This is a genomic window from Micrococcus sp. MS-ASIII-49 (assembly GCF_000946635.1).
GTDB lineage: Bacteria > Actinomycetota > Actinomycetes > Actinomycetales > Micrococcaceae > Micrococcus > Micrococcus luteus.
Genome location: NZ_JXSP01000029.1, coordinates 23,128 through 44,654, shown reverse-complemented (window position 1 = coordinate 44,654; position 21,527 = coordinate 23,128). Strand labels below are relative to the sequence as shown.

Below are 21,527 nucleotides of genomic sequence, written 5' to 3'. Positions count from 1 at the left end.
GATGGTCTCAGGTGCGGGGCGGCGTCGTCGTGCCCCGGCGGGCGGCGAGGAGGCGGTCCACGAGGGCCTCGGCCTCCCCCGTGTAGGCGGCGGGGTCGAGGAGGTCGTCGAGGCGGGCGTCCGGAACGGACTCCGGGACCGCCGCGCGCAGCAGGGCGCGGGAGTTCCCCTCGCACGCCAGGGAGCGGTCCACGACGTCCTGGATCAGCCGCTTCCCGGAGCCCGGCTCGCCGGAGGCCTCGTCCAGCTCCGGAGCCAGCTCGGCCATGATCCGCTCGGAGACGAGCAGCGGGCCGGTGAGCTCCAGGTTGCGCCGCATGCGGTCCTCGTGGACGCGCAGGCCGGAGACGAGCTCGCGGGTCAGGGCCGCGGTCCCGCCGGCCACCCGCAGCAGGCGGCGCAGCGCGGGCCACTCGGCGTGCCAGGCCCCGTCCGGGCGCTCGTCGTCCGCGGCGCCGGCCGCCGTGTACACCCGCGCCGCGAGCCCGGGGGCGGACAGCGCGGCGGAGCGGATCAGCACGGAGAGCACGGGGTTCTGCTTGTGCGGCATCGCGGAGGAGCCGCCGCGGCCGGCCGCAAGCGGCTCACCGAGCTCGCCGTTCTCGATCCGCGCCGATGTCAGCACGTCGTTGGCGATCTTCCCGCACGCGGCCACGACGTCGGCCAGGGCCGCGGCCACGCCCGTGACGGCCATGCGGTTCGTGTCCCAGGGCCCGGCGGGGGCGGCGAGGCCCAGCTCGGCGGCGAGGTCCTCGACCAGGGTGAACGCGGTGACCTCGGGGCCGAGGGTCCCCGCGCGGTGCGCGCGGTCGACGTGCCCGGACAGGGAGGCCAGGGTGCCGGCGGCGCCGCCCCACTGGACGGGCAGGTCCGCGACGGCGGCGGCGAGCCGATCCGCGGCCTGGCCGAGGCCGTCGAGCCAGTTCGCGGCGCGCAGCCCGAAGGTGGAGGGCAGGGAGTGCTGGGCGAGGGATCGGGCGACCATCGGCGTCGAGCGGTGGGCGCGGGCCAGCTCCGCAAGCGCGTCCTGCGCGGCGGCGAGGTCCTCGGCCAGGATCGCGCCCACCCGGCCCACCATGACCATCAGCGCGGAGTCCACGACGTCCTGGCTCGTGGCGCCCAGGTGCACGGCGCGGGAGCCGGCCGGCAGCTGCGCGCGCAGCGCCTTCAGCGCCGGGATCAGGGGGGGTGCCGCCGCCCTGGGCCGCGCGGGCGAGCGCGGCGAGGTCGTAGGCGTCCGGGTCGCCCGCCGCCGCGGCGGCCGCCGCCTCCGCCTCCGTGGCGAGCCCGTGCCGGGCGAGCACGCGCACCCATGCCGCCTCGACGTCGAGCAGGTGCCCCAGGAAGGTGCGGTCCGCGGTGGCGGCCTCCGCCCGACTGCCGGCCCAGGCCGGATCCAGGAGGCCGACGTCGGCGACGGCGGCGAGGTCGGCGGCGGCTGAGGTCATGGCGGGCTCCTGGGGTCGGAGGGGTGGGATCGGGCTCCGGAGGCGGCGTCAGGCCCGACCCGTCCCGCGTGTGGGAGGGGCCGGGCCTGCGGCCGAGGCCGGCGTCAGTCGAGCTCGGGGTACTCGATGCCGGGGAACTGCAGGAACACGGTCTCCTTCGGTGCGTGCTCCCCGGGGCCCTGGATCCAGATGTCGAACTCGAGCGAGCCGTCGTCGTTCCGGGTGCCGATCAGGGTGCGACGGCGGTCCTCGTCGAGGGAGGTCAGGAACGCGTCCTGCACGATCGCCTCGGCGTCCTCGGGCAGGTACACGCGGGTGTGCAGCTTGTTCAGCAGGCCGCGGGCGAACACGACGACGTGGATGAACCGGGCGCGGTCCTCGTTCACCACGCCGGGCTCCACGGTGGAGAAGGTGTAGCGGCCCGCGTTGTCCACGGCGCAGCGGCCCCAGCCGGTGAAGGTGAAGCCGTCCTGGACGAGGGAGCCGTCCTCCTGCGAGATGACGCCCTCGGCGTCGGCCTGCCAGATCTCGATCATGGCGTCCGGGATCGGATCGCCGTTGCCGTCGTAGACGGTGCCGAACAGGCGCATCGCGTCCGCGCGGCCCGCGGGGACCAGCTGGTGGCCGTCGCGCCACGGCAGGTGGACCTGCTCGTAGCCGTTCGCGTAGCCGAAGAACGGGCCGATGGTCTGGCCCGGGGTGGGGACCAGCCTCCCGTCGGCGGTGCGCTCGGTGGTCTCGTCGATCCGCATCAGTGATCGCCCTCCTCGTCTTCCATCCAGGTGCGGTGGCTGCCCGTGAGCACGATGTCCCACCAGTAGCCGGTGTTCCACTCGTGGCTGGTCACCGAGTGGTCGTAGGTGGCCACGAGCCGGTCGCGGGCGGCCTGGTCCGTGATGCCCTGGTAGATCGGGTCCAGCGGGAACAGCGGATCGCCCGGGAAGTACATCTGGGTGATCATGCGCTGCGTGAAGTCCGTGCCGAACAGGGAGAAGTGGATGTGCGCCGGGCGCCACGCGTTGCGGTGGTTCTTCCACGGGTACGGGGCCGGCTTGATGGTGGTGAACTCGTAGGTCCCGTCCGCGCCGGTCAGTGTGCGGCCGATGCCCGTGAAGTTCGGGTCCAGCGGCGCGGGGTGCTGGTCCCGCTTGTGCACGTAGCGGCCGGCCGCGTTGGCCTGCCAGATCTCCACCAGCTGGTGGCGCACGGGGCGGCCGTCGTCGTCGAGCACGCGGCCGCGCACCTTGATGCGCTCGCCGATCGGCTCGCCGTTCTGGCCGACGGTCAGGTCCGCCTCGAGCGGGTGCACGTCGCGGTGGCCGAAGGCCGGGGACCACAGCTCCACGGTCTCGGGGTCGGCGTGCACGAGCGACTTGGTGGGGTGGCGGAACACCGACGAGCGATAGGGCGGGAAGTCGAGCCGCGGCTGGGTCTCGCCCTGGGCCTGGGCATGGACGGCCGCGATCTCTTCACTGATCTGCCCCTGCGAGTCGCGGGTGGCGGCTGGATCGAGCACGTGGGCGCTGTCGAACGTGTCGTCGTCCTTGGCCTGGGCGGCGATGCTCACGTCGGCTCCTTTCTCTGCGGGGTCGGGGATCGGTCGGGCTCAGGCGGAGGGCCAGCCGGTGTACTGCTCGGCGAGGAACTGCCGTCCGTAACGGGACTGGACCACGTTGCGGAGCTCACCGCGCACGCGCATGTCCTCGAACTCCGAGGCGTCCGGGCGGGCGTGGAGCATGGTGGTCATCCAGTAGGAGAAGTTCTGGTCCTTCCACACGCGGGTCAGCGCCGTCTCCGAGTAGGCGTCGAGCAGGTCGCGCGAGCCCGTGGCGGCCCACGACTCGAGCGCCTCGGCCAGGACGCGCACGTCCGCGAAGGCGAGGTTCAGGCCCTTCGCCCCGGTGGGCGGGACGGTGTGTCCGGCGTCGCCGGCGAGGAAGACGTTGCGGTGACTCAGCGGTGTGCGCACATAGGAGCGGAAGCCGAGCACCGTCTTGTCGATGATGGGGCCGGTCTTGAGGGTGAAGCCGTCCGGGCCGGCCACGATGCGCTGCAGCCGGTCCCAGATCCGGTCGTCGGACCAGTCCTCCACGCGGGTCGAGGGGTCGCACTGGAAGTACATGCGCTGCACGGTCTCCGAGCGCTGCGAGATCAGGCCGAAGCCGTGCTCGGAGCGGGCGTAGATCAGCTCAGGCGAGGACTTGGGCGCCTCGGCGAGGATGCCGAACCAGGCGAAGGGGTACGCGTGGAAGTGGTCCTCGCCCTCGGTGTCGCGCTGGAGGGCCTTGCGGACGGTGGAACGCGAGCCGTCCGCGCCCACGAGGATGTCGCAGCGCAGTTCCTCGACCGGCCCCTCCTCGCCAGCGGCCACGGAGCGGAACCGGACGCCGGGGGTGTCCGAGTCGACGTCGAGCACCTCGAGCACCTCGGTCTCGAAGCGGACGTCGCCGCCGTCGCGCCGCCGCGCCGCGGCGAGGTCGACGAAGACCTCGTTCTGCGCGTACAGGGTGACCGTGGCACCCACGAGCTCCGGGAAGTCCAGGGCATGCGACTCGCCGTCGAAGCGCAGGATGATGCCGCGGTGCTCGTCGCCCACCGTCCTCACCCGGCCGTCGACGCCCATGTCCGTCAGCATCTCCACGCTGGGCTGCTCGAGGATGCCCGCGCGGTGGGTGTGCGCGATGGTCTCGGGGTCACGGGACTCGAGGACGACGTTGTCGATCCCCTGCCGCGCGAGCAGGTGGGAGAGCATCAGGCCGGCGGGCCCGCCGCCGACGATGCCGACGCGGGTGCGGGTCACGGGGGGCTGGGTCATGGCGTCCTTTCCGGGGGACGTCACCGGTCGGGCCGGGCGGGTCGGGCCGCGCGGCCGGGGCCGGCGGCGGAGGTCCCGACCATCCTGTGGCGCAGGACACGGCCCGCGCCCGGCCGTTCTCACTCAGTGAGAATGGCCGCCGAGTCCGCGGGCGATCCCCCGGGCGGCCGTCATCAGCAGGGGCGGCACCCCCGGGGTGTACGGCGCCTCGCGGGGGACGACGACCCCGAGCGGGGCGTGTCAGATGGTCTGTGTAAGCCGTACCGAGAGGAACGGTAAGAATCATGACCATGATCGACGAGAAGAACCCAGGCGAGCCCTCGGGCCAGGACCTGGTCGAGCAGCTGAAAGCCTCAGGGCAGCTTGATGCCCTGTTCGCGCAGATCGACGCGGGCGGCGTCGAGCTCACCGGTGACGGCGGGTTCGTGCCCGCGCTGGTCAAGGCCGCGCTCGAGCGGGGCCTGCAGGCCGAGCTGACCAGCCATCTGGGCTACGAGAAGGGCTCGAGCGAGGCGCTGAAGCACGCCAACTCCCGCAACGGGACCACCCCGAAGACCGTGGAGTCCGAGGTCGGGCCGATCGAGCTGGACGTCCCGCGAGACCGGGGCGGGTCGTTCACCCCGCGCCTGGTGCCCAAGGGCCAGCGGCGCCTCGGGGGCCTGGATGACATGATCATCAGCCTCTATGCCGGCGGAATGACGATCCGGGACATCCAGCACCACCTGGCCTCCACGATCGGCACGGACCTGTCGCACGAGACGATCTCCAACATCACCGACGCCGTGAGCGAAGAGGTCCTGGCGTGGCAGTCGCGGCCGCTGGAGGAGTTCTATCCGGTGATCTATCTCGACGCAATCCGGATCAAGATCCGAGAGAACAGCCAGGTCCTCAACCGTGCCGCCTACATCGCCGTCGGCGTGGACCTCGAGGGCATCAAGCACGTGCTGGGGATCTGGGTCCAGGACACCGAGGGCTCGGCGTTCTGGGCCCACGTCTGCGCCGATCTCGCCAACCGGGGCGTGCAGGACGTGCTGATCGTGTGCTGCGACGGGCTCAAGGGCCTGCCGGAGGCGGTCGAGGCGACGTGGCCGGACTCGATGGTCCAGACCTGCGTGGTTCACCTGATCCGGGCCGCGATGCGGTTCGTGGCCTACCAGGACCGCAAGAAGGTCGCCGCCGCGCTGAAGCCGATCTACACCGCCCCCAACGAAGAGACCGCGAGGAAGGCGCTGGCCGAGTTCGAGGCCTCCGAGCTCGGCACGAAGTACCCGTCTGCAGCCGCGACCTGGGCGAACTCCTGGGAGCGGTTCATCCCGTTCCTGCAGTTCCCACCCATGCTCCGCAAGGTCATCTACACGACCAACAGCATCGAGTCGCTGAACTTCCAGCTACGGAAGGTGACCAAGAACCGCGGCCACTTCCCCTCGACCGAGGCGGCGGTGAAGCTGCTCTGGCTGGCGATCTGCAACATCGAAGACAAACGCGCCGCCGAACGCGCTCGGGACCGGGGCAAACCCGCCGGCCAGCGCAAAGCCCAGGGCCGGCTCGTCGAAGGTCAGGCCGTCACGAACTGGAAGCAGGCCCTCGCCCAGCTCGCCGCGGCCTACCCCGACCGGATCAACCCCTACCTGTGACCACCCCGCTTACACAGACAAGTTGACACGCCCCCCGAGCGCGGCCGCCGCCACGCCGTCGGCCCCGCGGACCGGCACGGCGACCCCCCGGGACTCCTCGTCCAACGCGCCGTCCACGGCCGCGTGGCCCTCCCGGCGCACGTCCGCCAGGAGCGCTCGCAACCGCGGCTCGCTGGGCGTGGCCACCCGCGCCCGCACGCCCGCGGGCACCGCACCCCCCGACTCGAGGGGATGGTGATCCACGACGGCGCCGAGCCGGTCCCGGTGCCGGGCGATGAACCGCTCGGCCGTCTCGACCGGGGCGTGCGCGAGCAGCACGAGCCCCAGGGCCGTGGTGAACGGCGGCAGCCGCCCCGCGACGTCAGCCTGGTTCACCACGGCCCCCTGGGAGGAGAGCCGGGCGAGCACGAGGACGCCGTCGTCGCCGAGGACCGCGAGCTGTGTGTGCTGCCGCAGCACCGACTGCACGTCCACGAGGAACGGCATGGCCGTCCGGGCCAGGGACATGCTCGGCGCGCTGCGGGAGGCCATCTCCCACAGCCGCAGGCCCGGCCGGACCACGCCGTCCTCGTCCTTCTGCAGCAGCTCGGCGCGCACGAGCCGGTCCACCCACCGGTAGGCGGTGGCCAGGGGCAGCTCGGTGCGCCGGGCCAGGGCCGCCACGGTCAATGCCGGATGCTCCGCGTCGAACGCGGAGAGGACCCGGATCAGCCGGTCCAGCGTGCTGCTCACGCCGGCCCGCTCACGTCAGGAAGTCGCGCGCGACCTCGAGGAAGCGGTCGTTGGCCTCCTTCTCGCCGATGCTCACGCGCACGCCCTCGCCCGCGAACGCCCGGACGGACAGGGCCCGGGCCTGGGCGGCCTCGGCGAACGCCTGCGTTCGCTCGCCGAGCGGCAGCCACACGAAGTTGGCCTGCGAGGAGGGCAGGTCCCAGCCGGCCTCGGCCAGGGCGGCGGCAACGCGCTCGCGCTCGTCGACGACGATCTGCACGCGCTCGAGGACCTCGTCCAGGTGCTCGAGCGAGGCGATCGCGGCCTCCTCGGCCACCGTGGACACCGCGAACGGGGTGGCCACGGTGCGCAGGGCCTTCGTGATCTCCGGCTGCGAGACCGAGTAGCCCACGCGCAGGTTGGCCAGGCCGTGCGCCTTCGAGAAGGTGCGCAGCACGACGACGTTCGCGTGCTTGCGGTACATCTCCAGGCCCTTGACCGCGTCCTCGTCGCGGACGAACTCCACGTAGGCCTCGTCGATGACCACGAGGATGTGCGCGGGCACGCGCGCCAGGAAGTCTTCGACCTCGGCGGTCGTGAGCACGGGGCCGGTCGGGTTGTTGGGGGTGCAGAGCAGGATCACGCGGGTCCGCTCCGTGATCGCCTCCAGCATGGCCGGCAGGTCGTGGCGGTGGTCCGCCGTGAGCGGCACCTGCACGTCCACGGCGCCGGCGGTGCGGACCACGATCGGGTAGGCCTCGAAGGAGCGCCACGCGAAGATCACCTCGTCGCCCTCCCCGGCCTCGCCGTGGCCGGCGAAGGCGGTGATGACCTGGGCCAGGGCGCCGAGGGAGCCGGCGCCGGTCACGACGTCGTCCGCCGGGACGTCCAGGTGCGCGGCCAGGGCCTGGCGCAGGCCGGTGGAGAGGGTGTCCGGGTAGCGGCAGAGGGTGCTGGGCGCGCCCTCCGGGCCGGTCACGACCTGACGCACCCGGTCGATCACGCCGGACACGGGCGCGTAGGGGTTCTCGTTCGAGGAGAGCTTGTAGGGGTGCAGGCCCGGGACGGCGACCGGCGGCTTGCCGGCGGCGTACGGCGGCAGCATGCCGACCTTCTTGTGGGGCGCGACCACGGCGGGCGGCTGCTGTGCGTCATCAGTCATGGCCACCAGGGTAATGCGGGCCGCGGACGCCGTGAGCGGCACCACGGGACCCGGGCTCGGCGCCCCGGGGTTCAGGCCGCACCGAAGGCGACGGCGACGGCCCGGGCCGCCTCACCGAGCCGGTCCCCGAGGCGCGCCGGGTCCTCCGGCCGCGTCGCGTAGACCACGGCGAGGGCGGCGGGCAGCTGGCCGGGGACCCGCAGCGGCACCGCGACCGAGGAGACGCCGGTGATGACCTCGTCGGAGCTGACGGCCCAGCCGCGCTCCCGCACGTCGTCGAGCTCGGGCCGCTCAGGCGGGGCCTCGCCGGGCAGCCGCGCCCACTCCTGTCCGGTCAGGGTGGCGGCGATCGCCATCCCCGGCGCACCGACCCCGAGGGGGTGCCGGGTCCCCGGCCGCTGCGTGACGAGGTTGCCGCTGGGCGGCTCGGCCGTGGCCAGGGTGAGGCAGTGGGCCCCGTCCCACACCACCAGGAACGCGGTCATGCCCAGGTCCGTGGAGACGGCCGTCAGGTGCGGCATGGCCGCCGCGCGCAGATCCTGCTCCACCCGGCGGGCGAGGACGGCCAGGCCGGGGGCGGCGTGGACGCGGCCGAGGCCGTCGCGGCGCAGCAGGCCATGGGTCTCGAAGGTGCGCAGCACGCGGTAGGCGACCGAGCGATGGACGCCCAGGCCGTCGGCGAGGTCGGCGATGGTGGGCGGCTCGGGCGCCTCCACGACGGTCTCGAGCAGGGTGAGCGCGCGGGAGAGGGTCTGGGAGGGCGCGCCCTCCCGGACCGGGCCGCCGTCGTGCTCCGCCATCTGTACTCCTCGCCTCGGGTGCCGGACGTGACGCGCCCGGGGCGTGGTCGGCCCGCGCGCTGGTTGTGAACCCGGTCACGTCCGCGTACAGTCTGGCACACATGTGTTCCCAGGGAGAACACCGTGTTCTCTGAGAGAACACGCCGTCGGGTGGCACGCGCACCGCGCAGCGACATCCCCCGCAGCGAAAGGACCCCCATGCTCTTCCACCACCACGGCTACGTCTCCACGAACCCGCGCGTCCAGGTGGCGGCCGGCATCGGCCTGGACCGCCCCGCCGAGCTGCCGGACGAGATGGACGTGCTGATCGTCGGCTCGGGCCCGGCCGGCATGATCGCCGCCGCCCAGCTCGCGATGTTCCCGGACGTCCACACCCGCATCATCGAGCGCCGCCCCCACCGCCTCGAGATCGGCCAGGCGGACGGCATCCAGGCCCGCTCCGTGGAGACCTTCCAGGCCTTCGGCTTCGCAAGCGAGATCATCGACGAGGCCTTCGACCTGACCTCCATGGCGTTCTGGAACCCGGCCGAGGACGACGCGGACACGATCGTGCGCACCTCGCTGGCCGAGGACGACCCGGAGGGCGTCTCCGAGTTCCCGCACCTGATCGTGAACCAGGCCCGCATCCTGGACTGGTTCGCCGAGTACATGAAGAACTCCCCCACCCGCGCGCGGCCGGACTACGGCTGGGCATTCGAGACCCTCGAGGACACGAACGACGGCGAGCACCCCGTGCTCGTGACCCTGCGCCGCACCGTGGACGCCGAGGGCCACGCCCTCGAGGACCCCGCCTCGGGCCCGACCCGCCAGGTGCGCGCCAAGTACGTGGTGGGCGCGGACGGCGCGGGCTCTCGCGTCCGCAAGGCGATCGGCCACACCCTGACCGGCGACGCCGCGAACCACGCGTGGGGCGTCATGGACGCGCTGGCCGACACGGACTTCCCGGACATCCGCACCAAGTGCGCGATCCACTCGTCCAGCGGCTCGATCCTCCTGATCCCCCGCGAGGGCGGCCACCTGTTCCGCATGTACGTGGACCTCGGCGAGGTCCCGGCGGACGACGACCACCAGGTGCGCCAGACCCCGCTCGAGGAGATCATCCGCCGGGCCCAGCAGATCCTGCGCCCCTACACGCTGGACGTGAAGGAGGTCGCCTGGCATTCGGTGTACGAGGTGGGCCACCGCCTCACCTCGGGCTTCGACAACCGCGAGCGCGTGGCCCACCCCAACGTGTTCCTGCTCGGCGACGCCTGCCACACCCACTCCGCGAAGGCCGGCCAGGGCATGAACGTGTCCATGCAGGACGGCTGGAACCTCGGCTGGAAGCTGGGCCAGGTGCTCTCCGGGATGGCCCCGGTCGAGCTCGTGCCGACCTACTCGGAGGAGCGCAAGGAGATCGCCAAGAACCTGATCGACTTCGACAAGGAGTGGTCGACGCTCATGGCCAAGCCCACCTCTGAGCTGGGCGACCCGAACGAGGTGGCCGAGTTCTACACGAAGACCGCCGAGTTCCCGGCCGGCTTCATGACGGAGTACCAGCCCTCCCTCCTCACCACGGACGCCACCGGCCAGGCGCTGGCGCAGGGCTACCCCATCGGCAAGCGCTTCAAGTCGGCGCTGGTGGAGCGCTCGTGCGACACCAACGTCAAGCACCTGGGCCACCTGCACCGCGCGGACGGCCGCTGGCGCGTCTACGTGTTCGCCGACGCCGCCTCCCCGCGCGCCGAGAATTCGAAGGTGGCGGCGTGGGCGAAGGCGATCGTGGAGGACCCGCGGTCCTTCCGCAACCGCCACACCCCGTCGGACGGGCCGGAGGACGCCCGCTTCGACATCAAGGTCGTGTACCAGCAGAAGCAGACCGAGTTCGCCCACCCGGACGTGCCGTCGATCTTCCGGCCGACCACCGGCTCCCTCGGCCTGCACGACCTGAACAACATCTTCGCCACGTGCCGGCCCACGCACGGCGAGGACATCTTCGAGGCCCGCGGCATCAGCCGTGACGGCGCCGTCGTCGTGGTCCGCCCGGACCAGTACGTCTCCGGCGTCTTCGGCCTGGACGAGGTCGACCGCCTGAACGCGTTCTTCGCGGGCGTGCTGCTCGACGCGAACTGAGCAGGCGGCGGCGGGCGCCCCGCCGCCGGTGCGCTCACCGGGATCCCGGGGGCAGGTGGTCCCGCTCGGGCGGCGTGCGGCGCAGTCGCACCGCCCGGCTCGAGGCCACGGTGCCGGCGGTCAGCCCGGCCAACGCGGCGGAGAGCCCGGCGACCTCCGCCCGGGATGCGGGCTCGGCGGCCTCGAACTGCCGGATCAGGTCCACCTGGACGTCGAAGTCGTGGGCGGCGTCCAGGTCACCCTTGACCGCCAGCGGAGAGCCGGTCCGGAAGCCGCCCCCGGGCCCGTCCCACCCGTGGCCGGCCGGGTGGAAGACCACCTCGGCCCGGCGCGCCGAGACGGGGGTGGGCGCCCCGTCCGCGGCGACGGCCAGGTCCCCGTCCGCGGAGAACTCCAGCACCGCGGTCCGCCCGGTCTCCACCGCGTTGCCGGACGGCGCCGCGACCGTCATGACGCCGGTCACGGGGTACACGGACGTGAAGTCCTCGCGCCCGGCCAGGTTCACGGCGTGCACCCCGCCCTGGGAGTAGCCGGCCAGGACGAGCGGGGCGCCGTGCGGGACGTCGGCCGCCTCGAGCGCCGCCCGCACCGCCGGGGCCGTGACCTCGGACTCGGAGCCGAGGGCGTCCAGGAGTCCGCCGGCGTCCCACGGGTCGGTCGACTCGGGATCCGGGATCAGGCCGCCGCGGGTGCCCGGCAGGCCCACCACCCAGGCGCGGCTCCCGTTCTCTCGCACCACCTCCGTGACCGTGAGGTCGCCGTCCCCCTCCTCGCGCGGGATGAGAGAGGCCAGCCCCGTGGCCGAGCCGTCCAGCAGGGCGGGCGCCGTCGGCCGGTCCTGCGGCGCCCCGTGCGGGGTCACCGCGCCCCGGGGCGCCGCGCCGGCGAGGGTCAGGGCGTCCGCCGCCACGGTCCACGCCTCGTCCGGGGAGACCCGCAGCGCCTCGGTGAGGTCCGACGCGGCATCCGTCCCCTTCTTCGCCGCGGAGGAGACGGGCCGCTTCAGCACGAGCTTCTGCGCCCTCGTCAGCATCTTCACGTCGATCCGCGCCAGGGCCGCGAGCAGGGGGAAGCCGGCGGCCGTGAGCATGGCGGCCACGATGGCCTCGGGCACCGCCTGGACGAGGTCCTGCACGAGCCGCTCCGCCTCGCGGGTGGTGAGGCCGTCATGGCCGTCCCGCCAGAGCAGCGCCGGCAGCTCCTCCAGGGAGGCGTCCTCGGCGGCCATGATGCCGGCCGCCGCGCGCTCGGCCTCCTCGTAGCGGGCCGCCGCGGAGAGCAGGTCGCGGTGCAGCTCGGCGCACTGCTCCGACAGGCTCCGCACGCGACCGACCGCCTCCGCCAGCCGGTCCTGCAGCAGGGCGGCGGAGGCGAGCCACGTGGCCGATCGGCCCAGCCCGAAGGCGGCCGCGTCGACCTGCCACGAGGCTCCGGCCGCCTCTTCGGCGGCGTGCTCGTGCCGCCCGGCCACGACGCGCATCTCCTCGGCCTCCGCGTAGATCGAGCCCGGTCCGCCGTGCGTGCTGAAGGCCACCGCCCCCGGGCCCGCACCCCGCCCGCCGGTCATGCCGCCACCGCCAGCGAGCGCAGGACGGCCAGCGCCGCCTCCTCGGCCGCCCGCTGCCGGGCCTCCGCGTTCCGGCGCGCGTCCTCGGCGTCCCGCTCGGCGGTGGCCCGCAGGGCGAGCCACTCCCCGGCCTCCCGTTCGAGCTCCGCCGCCAGGGCCGCCGCCCGCCGGACGGCCTCCCCATAGGCGCCGGCGGCCTCCCCGCGCCATGCCGTGTGCATCGCCGAGCGCACGTCCGTGGCGGCGCTGACCAGCCCGCCCAGCGCCGTGCGCAGCTGCGTCTGGGCCACGGCGAGGTCGGCGAGGGCCTGCTCGGCGGCCTCCCGCTCGCGCCGGGCGGGGTCGGCCCACGCGACCAGGCGGGCGGCGTCGTCGTCGAGTCCGACGGCCCGCAGGGCCGTGGCGATCTGCTGAGGTCCGATGAGGGGTGACATGCGGCCACCGTAGGGAGGGCCCGGGCCCCGCGACTGCGGCGAGGGGCGATCCGGGGATGGGGGACGCCGTCGGGACGCCTGTGCAGGAGCCAACCCTCTCGCACCGTCCCGGCGGCCGCGTCGCACCCGGGTCGCGCCGGCTTCGGCGTGTTGACCGAGGTCACACCCTGGCCTATTCTGAACGAGCGGTCAGTAATTCGATGCGCCCCGGTGCGCCCTGACCACGGAACCAGCCCGCACTCAGCGTGAGGTGATCCCCATGACGCAGACCAGCTCCCCCCAGCACCTGGCCTCCGTCCCGTCCCCCGAGGATGCGGCCGGCCAGGAGAACTTCGATCGCCTGATCGCGGAGGACTCACGCATCGAGCCCCGCGACTGGATGCCCGAGGCGTACCGCAGGTCCCTGACCCGCCAGGTCTCCCAGCACGCGCACTCCGAGATCATCGGCATGCAGCCGGAGGCCAACTGGATCACCCGAGCCCCCTCCCTGAAGCGCAAGGCGATCCTCATGGCCAAGGTCCAGGACGAGGCCGGCCACGGCCTGTACCTGTACTCCGCCGCCGAGACCCTCGGCACCCCGCGGGACGAGCTGAACGCGCAGCTGCTCTCCGGCCGCGCGAAGTACTCCTCGATCTTCAACTACCCGGCCCGCACCTGGGCGGACATGGGCGCGATCGGCTGGCTCGTCGACGGCGCCGCGATCTGCAACCAGGTGCCGCTGTGCCGCGCCTCCTACGGCCCGTACGGCCGCGCGATGGTGCGCATCTGCAAGGAGGAGTCGTTCCACCAGCGCCAGGGCTGGGAGATCCTCTACGAGCTCTCGCACGGCACCCCGGAGCAGAAGCAGATGGCCCAGGACGCCGTGGACCGCTTCTACGGCCCGGCCCTGCAGATGTTCGGCCCGCCGGACGAGGACTCCCCCAACTCCCGCCAGTCCATGGCGTGGAAGGTCAAGCGCTTCTCCAACGACGACCTTCGCCAGCGCTTCGTGGACATGATCGTCCCGCAGGCCGAGGCCCTCGGCCTCACCCTGCCGGACCCGGACCTGAAGTGGAACGAGGAGCGCGGCCACTACGACTTCGGCGAGCTGGACTGGGACGAGTTCATGTCCGTGATCAAGGGCAACGGCCCCATGAACACCCAGCGCATGGCCCGCCGCATCCAGGCCCACGAGGAGGGCGCCTGGGTCCGCGAGGCCGCCGACGCCTACGCCCGCCGCCAGGCCGAGCAGAACGCGCCGGCCGAGACCCACCTGATCGGAGCCTGACCCATGAGCGAGACCACCGCCGCCTCCCACGCCTGGCCCCTGTGGGAGGTCTTCGTCCGCGCCAACCGCGGCCTCTCCCACGTGCACGCCGGCTCGCTGCACGCCCCGGACGCCACCCTGGCGCTGCGCAACGCGCGCGACCTGTACACCCGCCGCAACGAGGGCACCTCCGTGTGGGTCGTCCCGGCCGAGGCCATCGCGGCCTCCGACCCGGACTCCAAGGGCGGCTTCTTCGAGTCCCCGCAGGGCAAGTCCTACCGTCACGCCACCTACTACCAGCAGTCCGAGGGGGTGCCGCACCTGTGAGCTTCGCGACCAACGACTCCGCCACGAAGCACTCCGCGGGCGTGGCCATCACCGCGGAGGAGATCGCGGCCGGCGAGCAGAAGGCGAGCGACGACGTCGCCCGCTACGCCCTCGCCCTCGGTGACGACGCCCTGATGCTCGGCCAGCGCCTGTCCTGGTGGATCTCGCGCGCCCCGGAGCTCGAGGAGGACATCGCCCTGGGCAACATCGCCCTGGACCTCGTGGGCCACGCCCGCTTCCTCCTCTCCTACGCCGGCACGGCATGGGGCAAGACCGAGGACGAGCTCGCGTACTTCCGCGACGAGGAGGAGTTCCGCTCCGTCCGCCTCGTGGAGGCCGAGAACGGCGACTTCGCCAAGACGATCGCCCGCCAGCTGTACTACTCGTTCTACTCGTACGAGCTGTACACCCGCCTGCGCGAGTCGGCCGACCCCACGCTCGCCGCCATCGCGGACAAGGCCCTCAAGGAGGTCCTGTACCACCAGGACCACGCCGCCCTGTGGCTGCAGCGCCTGGGCCTGGGCACCGAGGAGTCGAAGCGCCGCATGCAGCGCGGCCTGGACGAGCTGTGGCCCTACGTGGCCGAGCTCTTCCACGACGACGACGTCGTCCGCGCCCTCGCCGAGCAGTGCGTCGCCGTGCTGCCGTCCTCGCTCGAGGAGCCCACGATGACCCGCATCCGCGCGGCCATCGAGGAGGCCGGCCTGACCGTCCCGACGACGGGCACCGCCCGCGGCGGCGACCGTTCCGGCGCCATGAGCGAGTACCGCGGGTACATCCTCGCGGAGATGCAGTCCCTGGCGCGCCGTCACCCGGGAGCGACCTGGTGACCACCGCCAGCGAGCTGCGCCCCGCCGATCCCGCCGACGCGCGGGTCTGGGATGCGGCCTCCACCGTGCACGACCCGGAGATCCCCGTGCTGTCCATCGCGGACCTCGGGATCCTCCGGGAGGCACGGGCCGATGGCGAGAGGGCCGTCGTCGTCATCACGCCCACCTATTCCGGCTGCCCCGCCATGGACACCATCACCACGGACGTCACCCGCGCGCTCGAGCGCGCCGGATTCCCCGACGCCGAGGTGCGCCTGGTGCTCCAGCCGGCGTGGACCACGGACTGGATGACGGACGAGGGCAAGGCCAAGCTCAACGAGTACGGCATCGCCCCGCCCGTCGCGCGCACCACGGACGGCCCGATCAGGATCGGCATGGCCGTGAAGTGCCCGCGCTGCCACTCCCTGAACACCCGCGAGATCACCCGCTTCGGCTCCACCTCCTGCAAGGCCCTCTACACCTGCCGGGAGTGCCTCGAGCCCTTCGACTACTTCAAGGTGCACTGATGACCGAGACCACCGACGCCCCCGCCACCGGCAAGCGCCGCGCCACGTTCAACACCCTCGAGGTGTCCGAGCTGCGCCGCCTGACCGACGACTCCGTGGAGGTCACCTTCGCGGTGCCCGAGGAGCTCGCCGACGACTACGACTACGTGCCGGGTCAGTACGTGGCCCTGCGCAAGGAGCTCGACGGCGCCGAGGTGCGCCGGTCCTACTCGATCTGCGCCGTCCCGAAGCGCGGCGAGATCCGCGTGGCCGTGAAGAAGGACATCGGCGGCACGTTCTCCACGTGGGCCAACGAGAGCCTCGAGGTCGGCGAGAGGATCGACGTGATGAACCCGCAGGGCGCGTTCACGTCCCGCACGCACGTCACCTCCCTCAACGACGCCCAGAGGGTGGCGGCGGAGAAGGTCGCGGAGAAGAAGGACACGCACCTGGTGGCGTTCGCGGCCGGCTCGGGCATCACCCCGATCATGGCGATCGCCAAGGCCGTGCTCGCGGCCTCCGAGACCTCGCGCTTCGACCTGGTCTACGCGAACCGCTCCGCCATGGACGTGATGTTCGCCGAGGAGATCGGCGACCTCAAGGACAAGTACCCGGCCCGGTTCACGGTGCACCACGTGCTCTCCCGCGAGCAGCGCGTGTCCCCGCTGCTCTCCGGTCGCATCGACGAGGACAAGCTCACCACCCTCCTGGACCGCGTGATCGACGTGCAGGGCACCGACGAGTGGTTCCTCTGCGGCCCGTTCGAGCTCGTGCAGCTCACCCGTGAGACGCTCGCCGCCCGCGGCGTGTCCGAGGACGACGTGCGCTTCGAGCTGTTCACCACCGGCCGCCCGGAGAACCCGCAGGGCCACTCCGGCCGCGTGGTGGAGGTGGACCCGCAGGGCGACAACGTGACCATCGAGTTCAACCTCGACGGCCTCACCGCCAAGGTCGAGTCCCCCACGTCTGCCCACGAGACCGTCCTCAACGCCGCGCTGCGCGTCCGCTCGGACGTGCCCTTCGCCTGCGCCGGCGGCGTGTGCGGCACCTGCCGCGCCAAGGTCGTCGACGGCGCGTACGAGATGGACGAGAACTACGCGCTCGAGAAGGACGAGGTGGAGAAGGGCTACGTGCTCACGTGCCAGACCCGCCCGACCTCCGACTCGATCACGCTGGACTTCGACGCCTGAGCGCCCGCCCACGAGACCGAAGGAGCCCCCGATGATCGAGATCACCGTCGAGAACGGCGTCGCCGAGATCGTGCTGGACGCCCCCCAGAGGATGAACGCCCTGGACGAGGCCGCGCTGGCCGAACTCCAGGCCGCCTACGAGCGGGCCGCCGCCGGCGTCGAGTCCGGCGAGGTCCGGGCCGTGCTGCTGCGCGGCGAGGGCCGCGGCTTCTGCGCGGGCCGCGACATCTCCGCCGTGGTCCCGGCCGAGGACGACGCCACCGCCTACCTGCGGGACAGGGTCACCCCGGTGCTGCGGGCCATGTCCGAGATCCCGGTGCCCACCTTCGCCGCGGTGCAGGGCGCCTGCCTGGGCGTGGGCCTCGGCCTCGCGATCGCCACGGACGTGGTGTACGTGGCCGAGGACGCGAAGATCGGCTCGCCGTTCGCGAACCTCGGGGCCACCCTGGACTCGGGCGGCCACTGGCTGTTCACCGAGCGCCTGGGCGCGCACCGCACCCTGGACCTGATCTACACGGCCGAGCTCCTCTCGGGCGCCGAGGCCGTCCAGGCCGGGCTGTTCTCCCGGGCCCTGCCCGCGGACGAGCTGCTCGAGTTCACCCGCGCCAAGGTCGCCCAGGTGGCCTCCGGCGCGACCCTCGCGTTCCGCGCGTCGAAGGAGCTCGTGGCCCAGGTCCGCGACCGGCGCGTGGGCCTGTGGGAGTCCCTCGACGCGGAGAACATCGCCCAGGGCGAGCTCTGCGGCACCGCCGACTACGCCGAGGGCTTCCATGCCTTCCAGGAGAAGCGGAAGCCGGAGTTCACCGGCCGCGGCTGAGCCGCCGCACCCCGCCACCGACGACGGCGCCGCACCCTTCGCACGAGGGGCGCGGCGCCGTCGTCGTCCCGGCCCGGCCGCGTCACATTCCCGTCATCAGCCCGGATCGTGGCGTGAGTCACAGAGGATCGTATACGGTGACGGGTGTCACTTCCCGACCGATCGGTCGGGAACCACACCGTCCCGCCGCCGTCTCACGGTCGGCCGCCGCCCCGCATCCCAGGAGCACCCATGAGCCACACCGTCGCATCCCCCGCGGCGCCCGCCCCCGCGCGCGATCGCCGCGAGGAGCGCAAGGTCATCGCCGGCACCGTCGTCGGCACCACCATCGAGTGGTACGACTTCTTCATCTTCGCCCAGGCCACCGCCCTGGTCTTCGCCGCCCTCTTCTTCCAGCCGATGGGCGAGAACGGCTCCCAGATCGCCGCGTGGGTCACCCTCGGCATCTCCTTCCTCGTCCGCCCGCTCGGCGCGATCGTCGCCGGCCACCTCGGCGACCGCTTCGGCCGCAAGCTCGTCCTGTCCCTCACGCTGATCGGCATGGGCCTGGCCACCACCCTCATCGGCCTGCTGCCCACCTACGCCCAGATCGGCGTGTGGGCCCCGATCCTGCTCGTCGCGCTGCGCCTGCTGCAGGGCCTGTCCGCCGGCGGCGAGTGGGGCGGCGCGGCGCTGCTGGCCGTGGAGCACGCCCCCCCACGGCAAGCGCGGCCTGTTCGGCTCCGCCCCGCAGGTCGGCGTGCCGCTGGGCATGATCCTGGCCACCGGCGTGCTGTTCATCGTGCGTTCCACCATGTCCGAGGAGCAGTTCCTCACCTGGGGCTGGCGCATCCCGTTCCTGATCTCCGTGGTGCTGATCGTCGTCGGCTACCTGATCCGCAAGGCCGTCGAGGAGTCCCCGGTCTTCAAGGAGATGCAGCAGCTCAAGGCGGACGAGTCCGCCCCGCTGGGCGAGCTCTTCCGGCACCACACCAAGGAGGTCATCCTCGCCGCAGTGATCTTCGCCGCGAACAACGGCGTCGGCTACCTGCTCATCGCGTGGTTCTCGAAGTACGGCGGTCCGAAGGGCCTGGGCATGACCTCCTCCGAGGTGCTCATCGCGAGCCTCGTCAGCGGCGTCGGCTGGTTCATCTTCACCCTGCTCGGCGGCTGGGTCTCGGACAAGATCGGCCGCAAGCTGACCTTCGTCCTCGGCTACGGGTTCCTGATCGTCTGGGCCTTCCCGCTGTTCGGGCTGCTGAACACCGCGTCTCTGCCGCTGTTCTCGCTGGGCCTGTTCGTCCTGACGCTCGGCCTGGGTCCGTCCTACGGCCCGCAGTCGGCGATGTACGCCGAGATGTTCCCGGCGCGCGTCCGCTTCTCCGGCGTCTCCATCGGCTACGCGCTCGGCACCATCATCGGCGGCGCCTTCGCCCCGCTGATCGCCGACCAGCTCGTGAAGACCGGCTGGGAGAACGTGGCCTGGTACATCATCGCGATCTCCGCGGTCTCGCTCATCGCCGTCCTGTTCGTCCCCAAGAGCATCCAGGACCGCGAGCTGCACGACGAGCAGGTCGTCGCCACCCGCTCCCACCCGGTGGCCCCGGCCTGATCCGGCCCGCCTGACGGGCTCCGCCCGTCCCCACCCCACGACGACGGCGCGTCCTCCTCCGGAAGGGCGCGCCGTCGTCGTGGGCGACCGGACCGGCGCCGAGGCCCGCAGACACGCCGCTACCTCGGGGACGTAACGGCGCGTCTGCGGGCCTTGGCGCGGGGTGCGCCGGGTCAGACGCCGATCGACTTGGCCTCGGCGCAGCCGCCCGGCTCCGTCTCCACCCCGTCACACCCCGCCCCCGCAGTTGACCCCCGTCACACCGGCCCGGAATACTGAACCTGAACGCACGGTCGGTAATTCGCCGCGCCCGCCCCGCCCCGTCGTCGGTCACTCAAGGAGTCTCCATGTCCGCACAGTCCCAGGCCCTGCTCGTCGGCGGTCGCCGCACGCCCGTCGGCAAGTACGGCGGCGCCCTCTCCTCCGTCCGCCCCGACGACCTCGCCGCCCTGACCATCAAGGCCGTGATCGAGGACGCCGGCATCGACCCGTCGGTCGTGGACGACGTCATCCTCGGCAACGCCAACGGCGCCGGCGAGGAGAACCGCAACGTCGCCCGCATGGCCTGGCTGCTGGCCGGCTTCCCGGACACCGTCCCGGGCATCACCGTGAACCGCCTCTGCGCCTCCGGCATGTCCGCGATCGGCATCGCCACCGCGATGGTGCGCTCCGGGATGGCCGACGTCGTCGTGGCCGGAGGCGTGGAGTCCATGTCCCGCGCCCCCTGGGTGATGGAGAAGCCGACGACGGCGTTCGCCAAGCCCGGCGCGGCCTTCGACACCGCGATCGGCTGGCGCTTCGTGAACCCGCGCTTCGCGGACGGCGAGTTCGGGGAGAAGTTCACCTTCTCCATGCCGGAGACCGCCGAGGAGGTCGGCGAGGTGGACGGCATCACCCGCGAGGACGCCGACGCCTTCGCCGCCCGCTCGCACGAGCGTGCGCTGGCCGCCATCGAGGCCGGCCGCTTCGCGGACGAGATCGTGCCCGTCGTCGTCACGGGCCGCAAGGGCGCCGAGACGATCGTGGACACGGACGAGGGCCCCCGTCCCGGCTCCACCCCCGAGGTGCTCGCCGGCCTGCGCCCGATCATCAAGAAGGACGGCGTGGTCACCGCCGGCAACTCCTCCTCCCTCAACGACGGCGCCTCGGCGATCCTCGTCGTCTCCGAGCGGGCCGCGCAGAAGTACGGCCTGACCCCGCGCGCCCGCGTCGTGGAGTCCACCTCGGCGGGCCTGGCCCCCGAGATCATGGGCCTGGGCCCCGTCCCGGCCACCGAGAAGGCCCTCGCGCGCTCCGGCTGGTCCGTGGCGGACCTGGGCGCCGTCGAGCTCAACGAGGCCTTCGCCACCCAGTCCCTGGCCTCGATGCGGCGCCTCGGCCTGGACCCGGAGACCGTCAACGCCGACGGCGGCGCGATCGCCCTGGGCCATCCGCTGGGCTCCTCGGGGTCGCGTCTCGTGGTCACGCTGCTCGGTCGGATGGAGCGTGAGGGCGCGGACAGGGGCCTGGCCACGATGTGCGTGGGCGTGGGCCAGGGCGCCGCGATGCTCGTCGAGAGGGTCTGAGCGGATGACCGACTTCGACCACTTCACGGCACTGCGCGTCGAGGAGCGCGAGGACCGCGTCCACGCGCGCATGGACCGCCCGGGCGTGCGCAACGCGATCGACCAGACCATGGTCGACGAGTTCCACGAGCTCTGCGCCCACCTCGAACGCGAGCCGAAGATCCTGATCATCTCGGGCACGCAGGTGGAGTCGACGCGCGAACCGGGGAGGTTCTCCGGCATCTTCGCCTCCGGCGCGGACATCGGACAGCTGCGCGAGCGCCGCCGCGACGACGCCCTGCGCGGCGTGAACTCGCAGGTCTTCGACCGCATCCACCGGCTGCCCATGCCCGTGATCGCGGCGATCGACGGCTTCGCCCTCGGCGGCGGCGCGGAACTGGCCTACGCGGCCGACTTCCGCATCGCCACCCCGGCACTGAAGATGGGCCAGCCCGAGACGAGTCTGGGGATCACGGCCGCTGCGGGCGCCCAGTGGCGGCTCAAGGAGCTGGTGGGTGAGCCGGTGGCCCTCGAGCTGTTGCTCGCCGGACGGATCCTGGACGCGCAGGAGGCCCTCGAGCTCAAGCTCGTCACCGAGCTGCACGAGCCGGACGCCCTCCTCGACGCCGCCGACGCCCTCGCCGACCGCATCGCGCAGCAGGACCCGCTGGCGGTGCGGCTGTCCAAGCGCGTCTTCCACCTCCCTCGCGAGGCCCACCCCCACGTGGACGAGATCGCGCAGGCCATCCTGTTCGAGTCCGACGCCAAGTTCGAGCGCATGCAGGCGTTCCTGGACCGCAAGAAGAAGTGAGGA

General features: G+C 72.6%; 19 protein-coding genes and 1 pseudogene. 11 read left to right on the top strand and 9 right to left on the bottom strand.

The window, feature by feature from the left end; translation table 11 throughout:
* Positions 1–7 precede the first annotated feature (7 nt).
* The 4 genes from SJ20_RS02030 to SJ20_RS02015 form a co-directional block, all read right to left on the bottom strand.
* A complete protein-coding gene (locus SJ20_RS02030; RefSeq protein ID WP_235281221.1) occupies positions 8–1,129 on the bottom strand; it encodes a lyase family protein in 1,122 nt (373 codons plus the stop codon).
* Positions 1,130–1,552: 423 nt separating this feature from the next.
* Complete coding sequence (gene pcaG / locus SJ20_RS02025; RefSeq protein WP_020625037.1) at positions 1,553–2,200, bottom strand: protocatechuate 3,4-dioxygenase subunit alpha; 648 nt, start codon at positions 2,198–2,200, stop codon at positions 1,553–1,555.
* A complete protein-coding gene (pcaH, locus tag SJ20_RS02020) occupies positions 2,200–3,009 on the bottom strand; it encodes a protocatechuate 3,4-dioxygenase subunit beta (protein WP_196489408.1) in 810 nt (269 codons plus the stop codon). Before pcaH ends, pcaG begins: the two co-directional genes overlap by 1 nt.
* 45 nt (positions 3,010–3,054) lie before the next feature.
* Entirely contained in the window at positions 3,055–4,263 is a 1,209-nt protein-coding gene (locus SJ20_RS02015; RefSeq protein WP_036316631.1) for a 4-hydroxybenzoate 3-monooxygenase, read from the bottom strand.
* Between the two features lie 290 nt (positions 4,264–4,553).
* On the opposite strand from SJ20_RS02015, the gene SJ20_RS02010 reads away from it, so the two are divergent.
* Positions 4,554–5,897, top strand: coding sequence for an IS256-like element ISMlu11 family transposase (locus SJ20_RS02010; protein ID WP_044658726.1), 1,344 nt, complete (start codon positions 4,554–4,556; stop codon positions 5,895–5,897).
* A gap of 9 nt (positions 5,898–5,906) precedes the next feature.
* Here SJ20_RS02010 and SJ20_RS02005 read toward each other — a convergent pair whose 3' ends face one another.
* From SJ20_RS02005 to SJ20_RS01995, 3 genes are all read right to left on the bottom strand, one after another.
* Entirely contained in the window at positions 5,907–6,629 is a 723-nt protein-coding gene (locus SJ20_RS02005; RefSeq protein WP_082067566.1) for an IclR family transcriptional regulator, read from the bottom strand.
* A 10-nt stretch (positions 6,630–6,639) separates the two neighbouring features.
* Positions 6,640–7,770, bottom strand: coding sequence for a histidinol-phosphate transaminase (locus SJ20_RS02000; RefSeq protein WP_200891079.1), 1,131 nt, complete (start codon positions 7,768–7,770; stop codon positions 6,640–6,642).
* A gap of 71 nt (positions 7,771–7,841) precedes the next feature.
* On the bottom strand, positions 7,842–8,570 hold the full coding sequence (locus SJ20_RS01995; protein WP_044658772.1) for an IclR family transcriptional regulator: 729 nt from the start codon (positions 8,568–8,570) through the stop codon (positions 7,842–7,844).
* Between the two features lie 198 nt (positions 8,571–8,768).
* Between SJ20_RS01995 and SJ20_RS01990 the strand changes: the two genes are divergently transcribed.
* Positions 8,769–10,682, top strand: a complete 1,914-nt coding sequence (locus tag SJ20_RS01990; RefSeq protein WP_044658771.1) for an FAD-binding monooxygenase — start codon at positions 8,769–8,771, stop codon at positions 10,680–10,682.
* 34 nt (positions 10,683–10,716) lie between these two features.
* Here the strand turns inward: SJ20_RS01990 and SJ20_RS01985 are convergent, their stop codons facing one another.
* Both SJ20_RS01985 and SJ20_RS01980 read right to left on the bottom strand, forming a co-directional pair.
* A complete protein-coding gene (locus SJ20_RS01985; protein ID WP_044658770.1) occupies positions 10,717–12,249 on the bottom strand; it encodes a hypothetical protein in 1,533 nt (510 codons plus the stop codon).
* On the bottom strand, positions 12,246–12,683 hold the full coding sequence (locus SJ20_RS01980) for a hypothetical protein (RefSeq protein WP_044658769.1): 438 nt from the start codon (positions 12,681–12,683) through the stop codon (positions 12,246–12,248). Before SJ20_RS01980 ends, SJ20_RS01985 begins: the two co-directional genes overlap by 4 nt.
* Positions 12,684–12,942: 259 nt before the next feature.
* On the opposite strand from SJ20_RS01980, the gene paaA reads away from it, so the two are divergent.
* From paaA to SJ20_RS01935, 9 genes and pseudogenes are all read left to right on the top strand, one after another.
* Positions 12,943–13,950, top strand: coding sequence for a 1,2-phenylacetyl-CoA epoxidase subunit PaaA (paaA, locus tag SJ20_RS01975; protein ID WP_044658768.1), 1,008 nt, complete (start codon positions 12,943–12,945; stop codon positions 13,948–13,950).
* A gap of 3 nt (positions 13,951–13,953) precedes the next feature.
* The gene (gene paaB, locus SJ20_RS01970; protein ID WP_002857863.1) at positions 13,954–14,256 is read left to right on the top strand and encodes a 1,2-phenylacetyl-CoA epoxidase subunit PaaB; all 303 of its coding nucleotides are present in this window, start codon (positions 13,954–13,956) and stop codon (positions 14,254–14,256) included.
* Positions 14,253–15,086, top strand: a complete 834-nt coding sequence (paaC, locus tag SJ20_RS01965; protein ID WP_044658767.1) for a 1,2-phenylacetyl-CoA epoxidase subunit PaaC — start codon at positions 14,253–14,255, stop codon at positions 15,084–15,086. Before paaB ends, paaC begins: the two co-directional genes overlap by 4 nt.
* Positions 15,083–15,592 carry a 1,2-phenylacetyl-CoA epoxidase subunit PaaD gene (paaD, locus tag SJ20_RS01960; RefSeq protein ID WP_044658766.1) on the top strand — a complete coding sequence of 170 codons (510 nt, stop codon included), beginning with the start codon at positions 15,083–15,085 and terminating at the stop codon, positions 15,590–15,592. The genes paaC and paaD overlap by 4 nt, the downstream gene beginning before the upstream one ends.
* Positions 15,592–16,761, top strand: coding sequence for a 1,2-phenylacetyl-CoA epoxidase subunit PaaE (gene paaE, locus SJ20_RS01955; protein ID WP_044658765.1), 1,170 nt, complete (start codon positions 15,592–15,594; stop codon positions 16,759–16,761). The genes paaD and paaE overlap by 1 nt, the downstream gene beginning before the upstream one ends.
* A gap of 31 nt (positions 16,762–16,792) precedes the next feature.
* On the top strand, positions 16,793–17,578 hold the full coding sequence (locus SJ20_RS01950; RefSeq protein ID WP_044658764.1) for an enoyl-CoA hydratase/isomerase family protein: 786 nt from the start codon (positions 16,793–16,795) through the stop codon (positions 17,576–17,578).
* Between the two features lie 231 nt (positions 17,579–17,809).
* A pseudogene (locus SJ20_RS01945) lies at positions 17,810–19,169 on the top strand (MFS transporter).
* Between the two features lie 347 nt (positions 19,170–19,516).
* Positions 19,517–20,734 (top strand): thiolase family protein, encoded by a 1,218-nt coding sequence (locus SJ20_RS01940; RefSeq protein ID WP_044658763.1) that lies wholly within the window; start codon positions 19,517–19,519, stop codon positions 20,732–20,734.
* 4 nt (positions 20,735–20,738) lie between these two features.
* Complete coding sequence (locus SJ20_RS01935; RefSeq protein WP_044658762.1) at positions 20,739–21,524, top strand: enoyl-CoA hydratase/isomerase family protein; 786 nt, start codon at positions 20,739–20,741, stop codon at positions 21,522–21,524.
* Positions 21,525–21,527: the final 3 nt, after the last annotated feature.

What these genes read in the sequence shown, in the direction of transcription:
- SJ20_RS02010 (WP_044658726.1), top strand. Translation starts at nt 4,554, where the DNA reads ATGATCGACGAGAAGAACCCAGGCGAGCCCTCGGGCCAGGACCTGGTC.
- SJ20_RS01950 (WP_044658764.1), top strand. Translation starts at nt 16,793, where the DNA reads ATGATCGAGATCACCGTCGAGAACGGCGTCGCCGAGATCGTGCTGGAC.
- paaB (WP_002857863.1), top strand. Translation starts at nt 13,954, where the DNA reads ATGAGCGAGACCACCGCCGCCTCCCACGCCTGGCCCCTGTGGGAGGTC.
- SJ20_RS01985 (WP_044658770.1), bottom strand. Translation starts at nt 12,249, where the DNA reads ATGACCGGCGGGCGGGGTGCGGGCCCGGGGGCGGTGGCCTTCAGCACG.
- SJ20_RS01990 (WP_044658771.1), top strand. Translation starts at nt 8,769, where the DNA reads ATGCTCTTCCACCACCACGGCTACGTCTCCACGAACCCGCGCGTCCAG.
- SJ20_RS01940 (WP_044658763.1), top strand. Translation starts at nt 19,517, where the DNA reads ATGTCCGCACAGTCCCAGGCCCTGCTCGTCGGCGGTCGCCGCACGCCC.
- SJ20_RS02000 (WP_200891079.1), bottom strand. Translation starts at nt 7,770, where the DNA reads ATGACTGATGACGCACAGCAGCCGCCCGCCGTGGTCGCGCCCCACAAG.
- SJ20_RS01935 (WP_044658762.1), top strand. Translation starts at nt 20,739, where the DNA reads ATGACCGACTTCGACCACTTCACGGCACTGCGCGTCGAGGAGCGCGAG.
- SJ20_RS02015 (WP_036316631.1), bottom strand. Translation starts at nt 4,263, where the DNA reads ATGACCCAGCCCCCCGTGACCCGCACCCGCGTCGGCATCGTCGGCGGC.
- SJ20_RS01995 (WP_044658772.1), bottom strand. Translation starts at nt 8,570, where the DNA reads ATGGCGGAGCACGACGGCGGCCCGGTCCGGGAGGGCGCGCCCTCCCAG.
- paaA (WP_044658768.1), top strand. Translation starts at nt 12,943, where the DNA reads ATGACGCAGACCAGCTCCCCCCAGCACCTGGCCTCCGTCCCGTCCCCC.
- paaE (WP_044658765.1), top strand. Translation starts at nt 15,592, where the DNA reads ATGACCGAGACCACCGACGCCCCCGCCACCGGCAAGCGCCGCGCCACG.
- SJ20_RS01980 (WP_044658769.1), bottom strand. Translation starts at nt 12,683, where the DNA reads ATGTCACCCCTCATCGGACCTCAGCAGATCGCCACGGCCCTGCGGGCC.
- pcaG (WP_020625037.1), bottom strand. Translation starts at nt 2,200, where the DNA reads ATGCGGATCGACGAGACCACCGAGCGCACCGCCGACGGGAGGCTGGTC.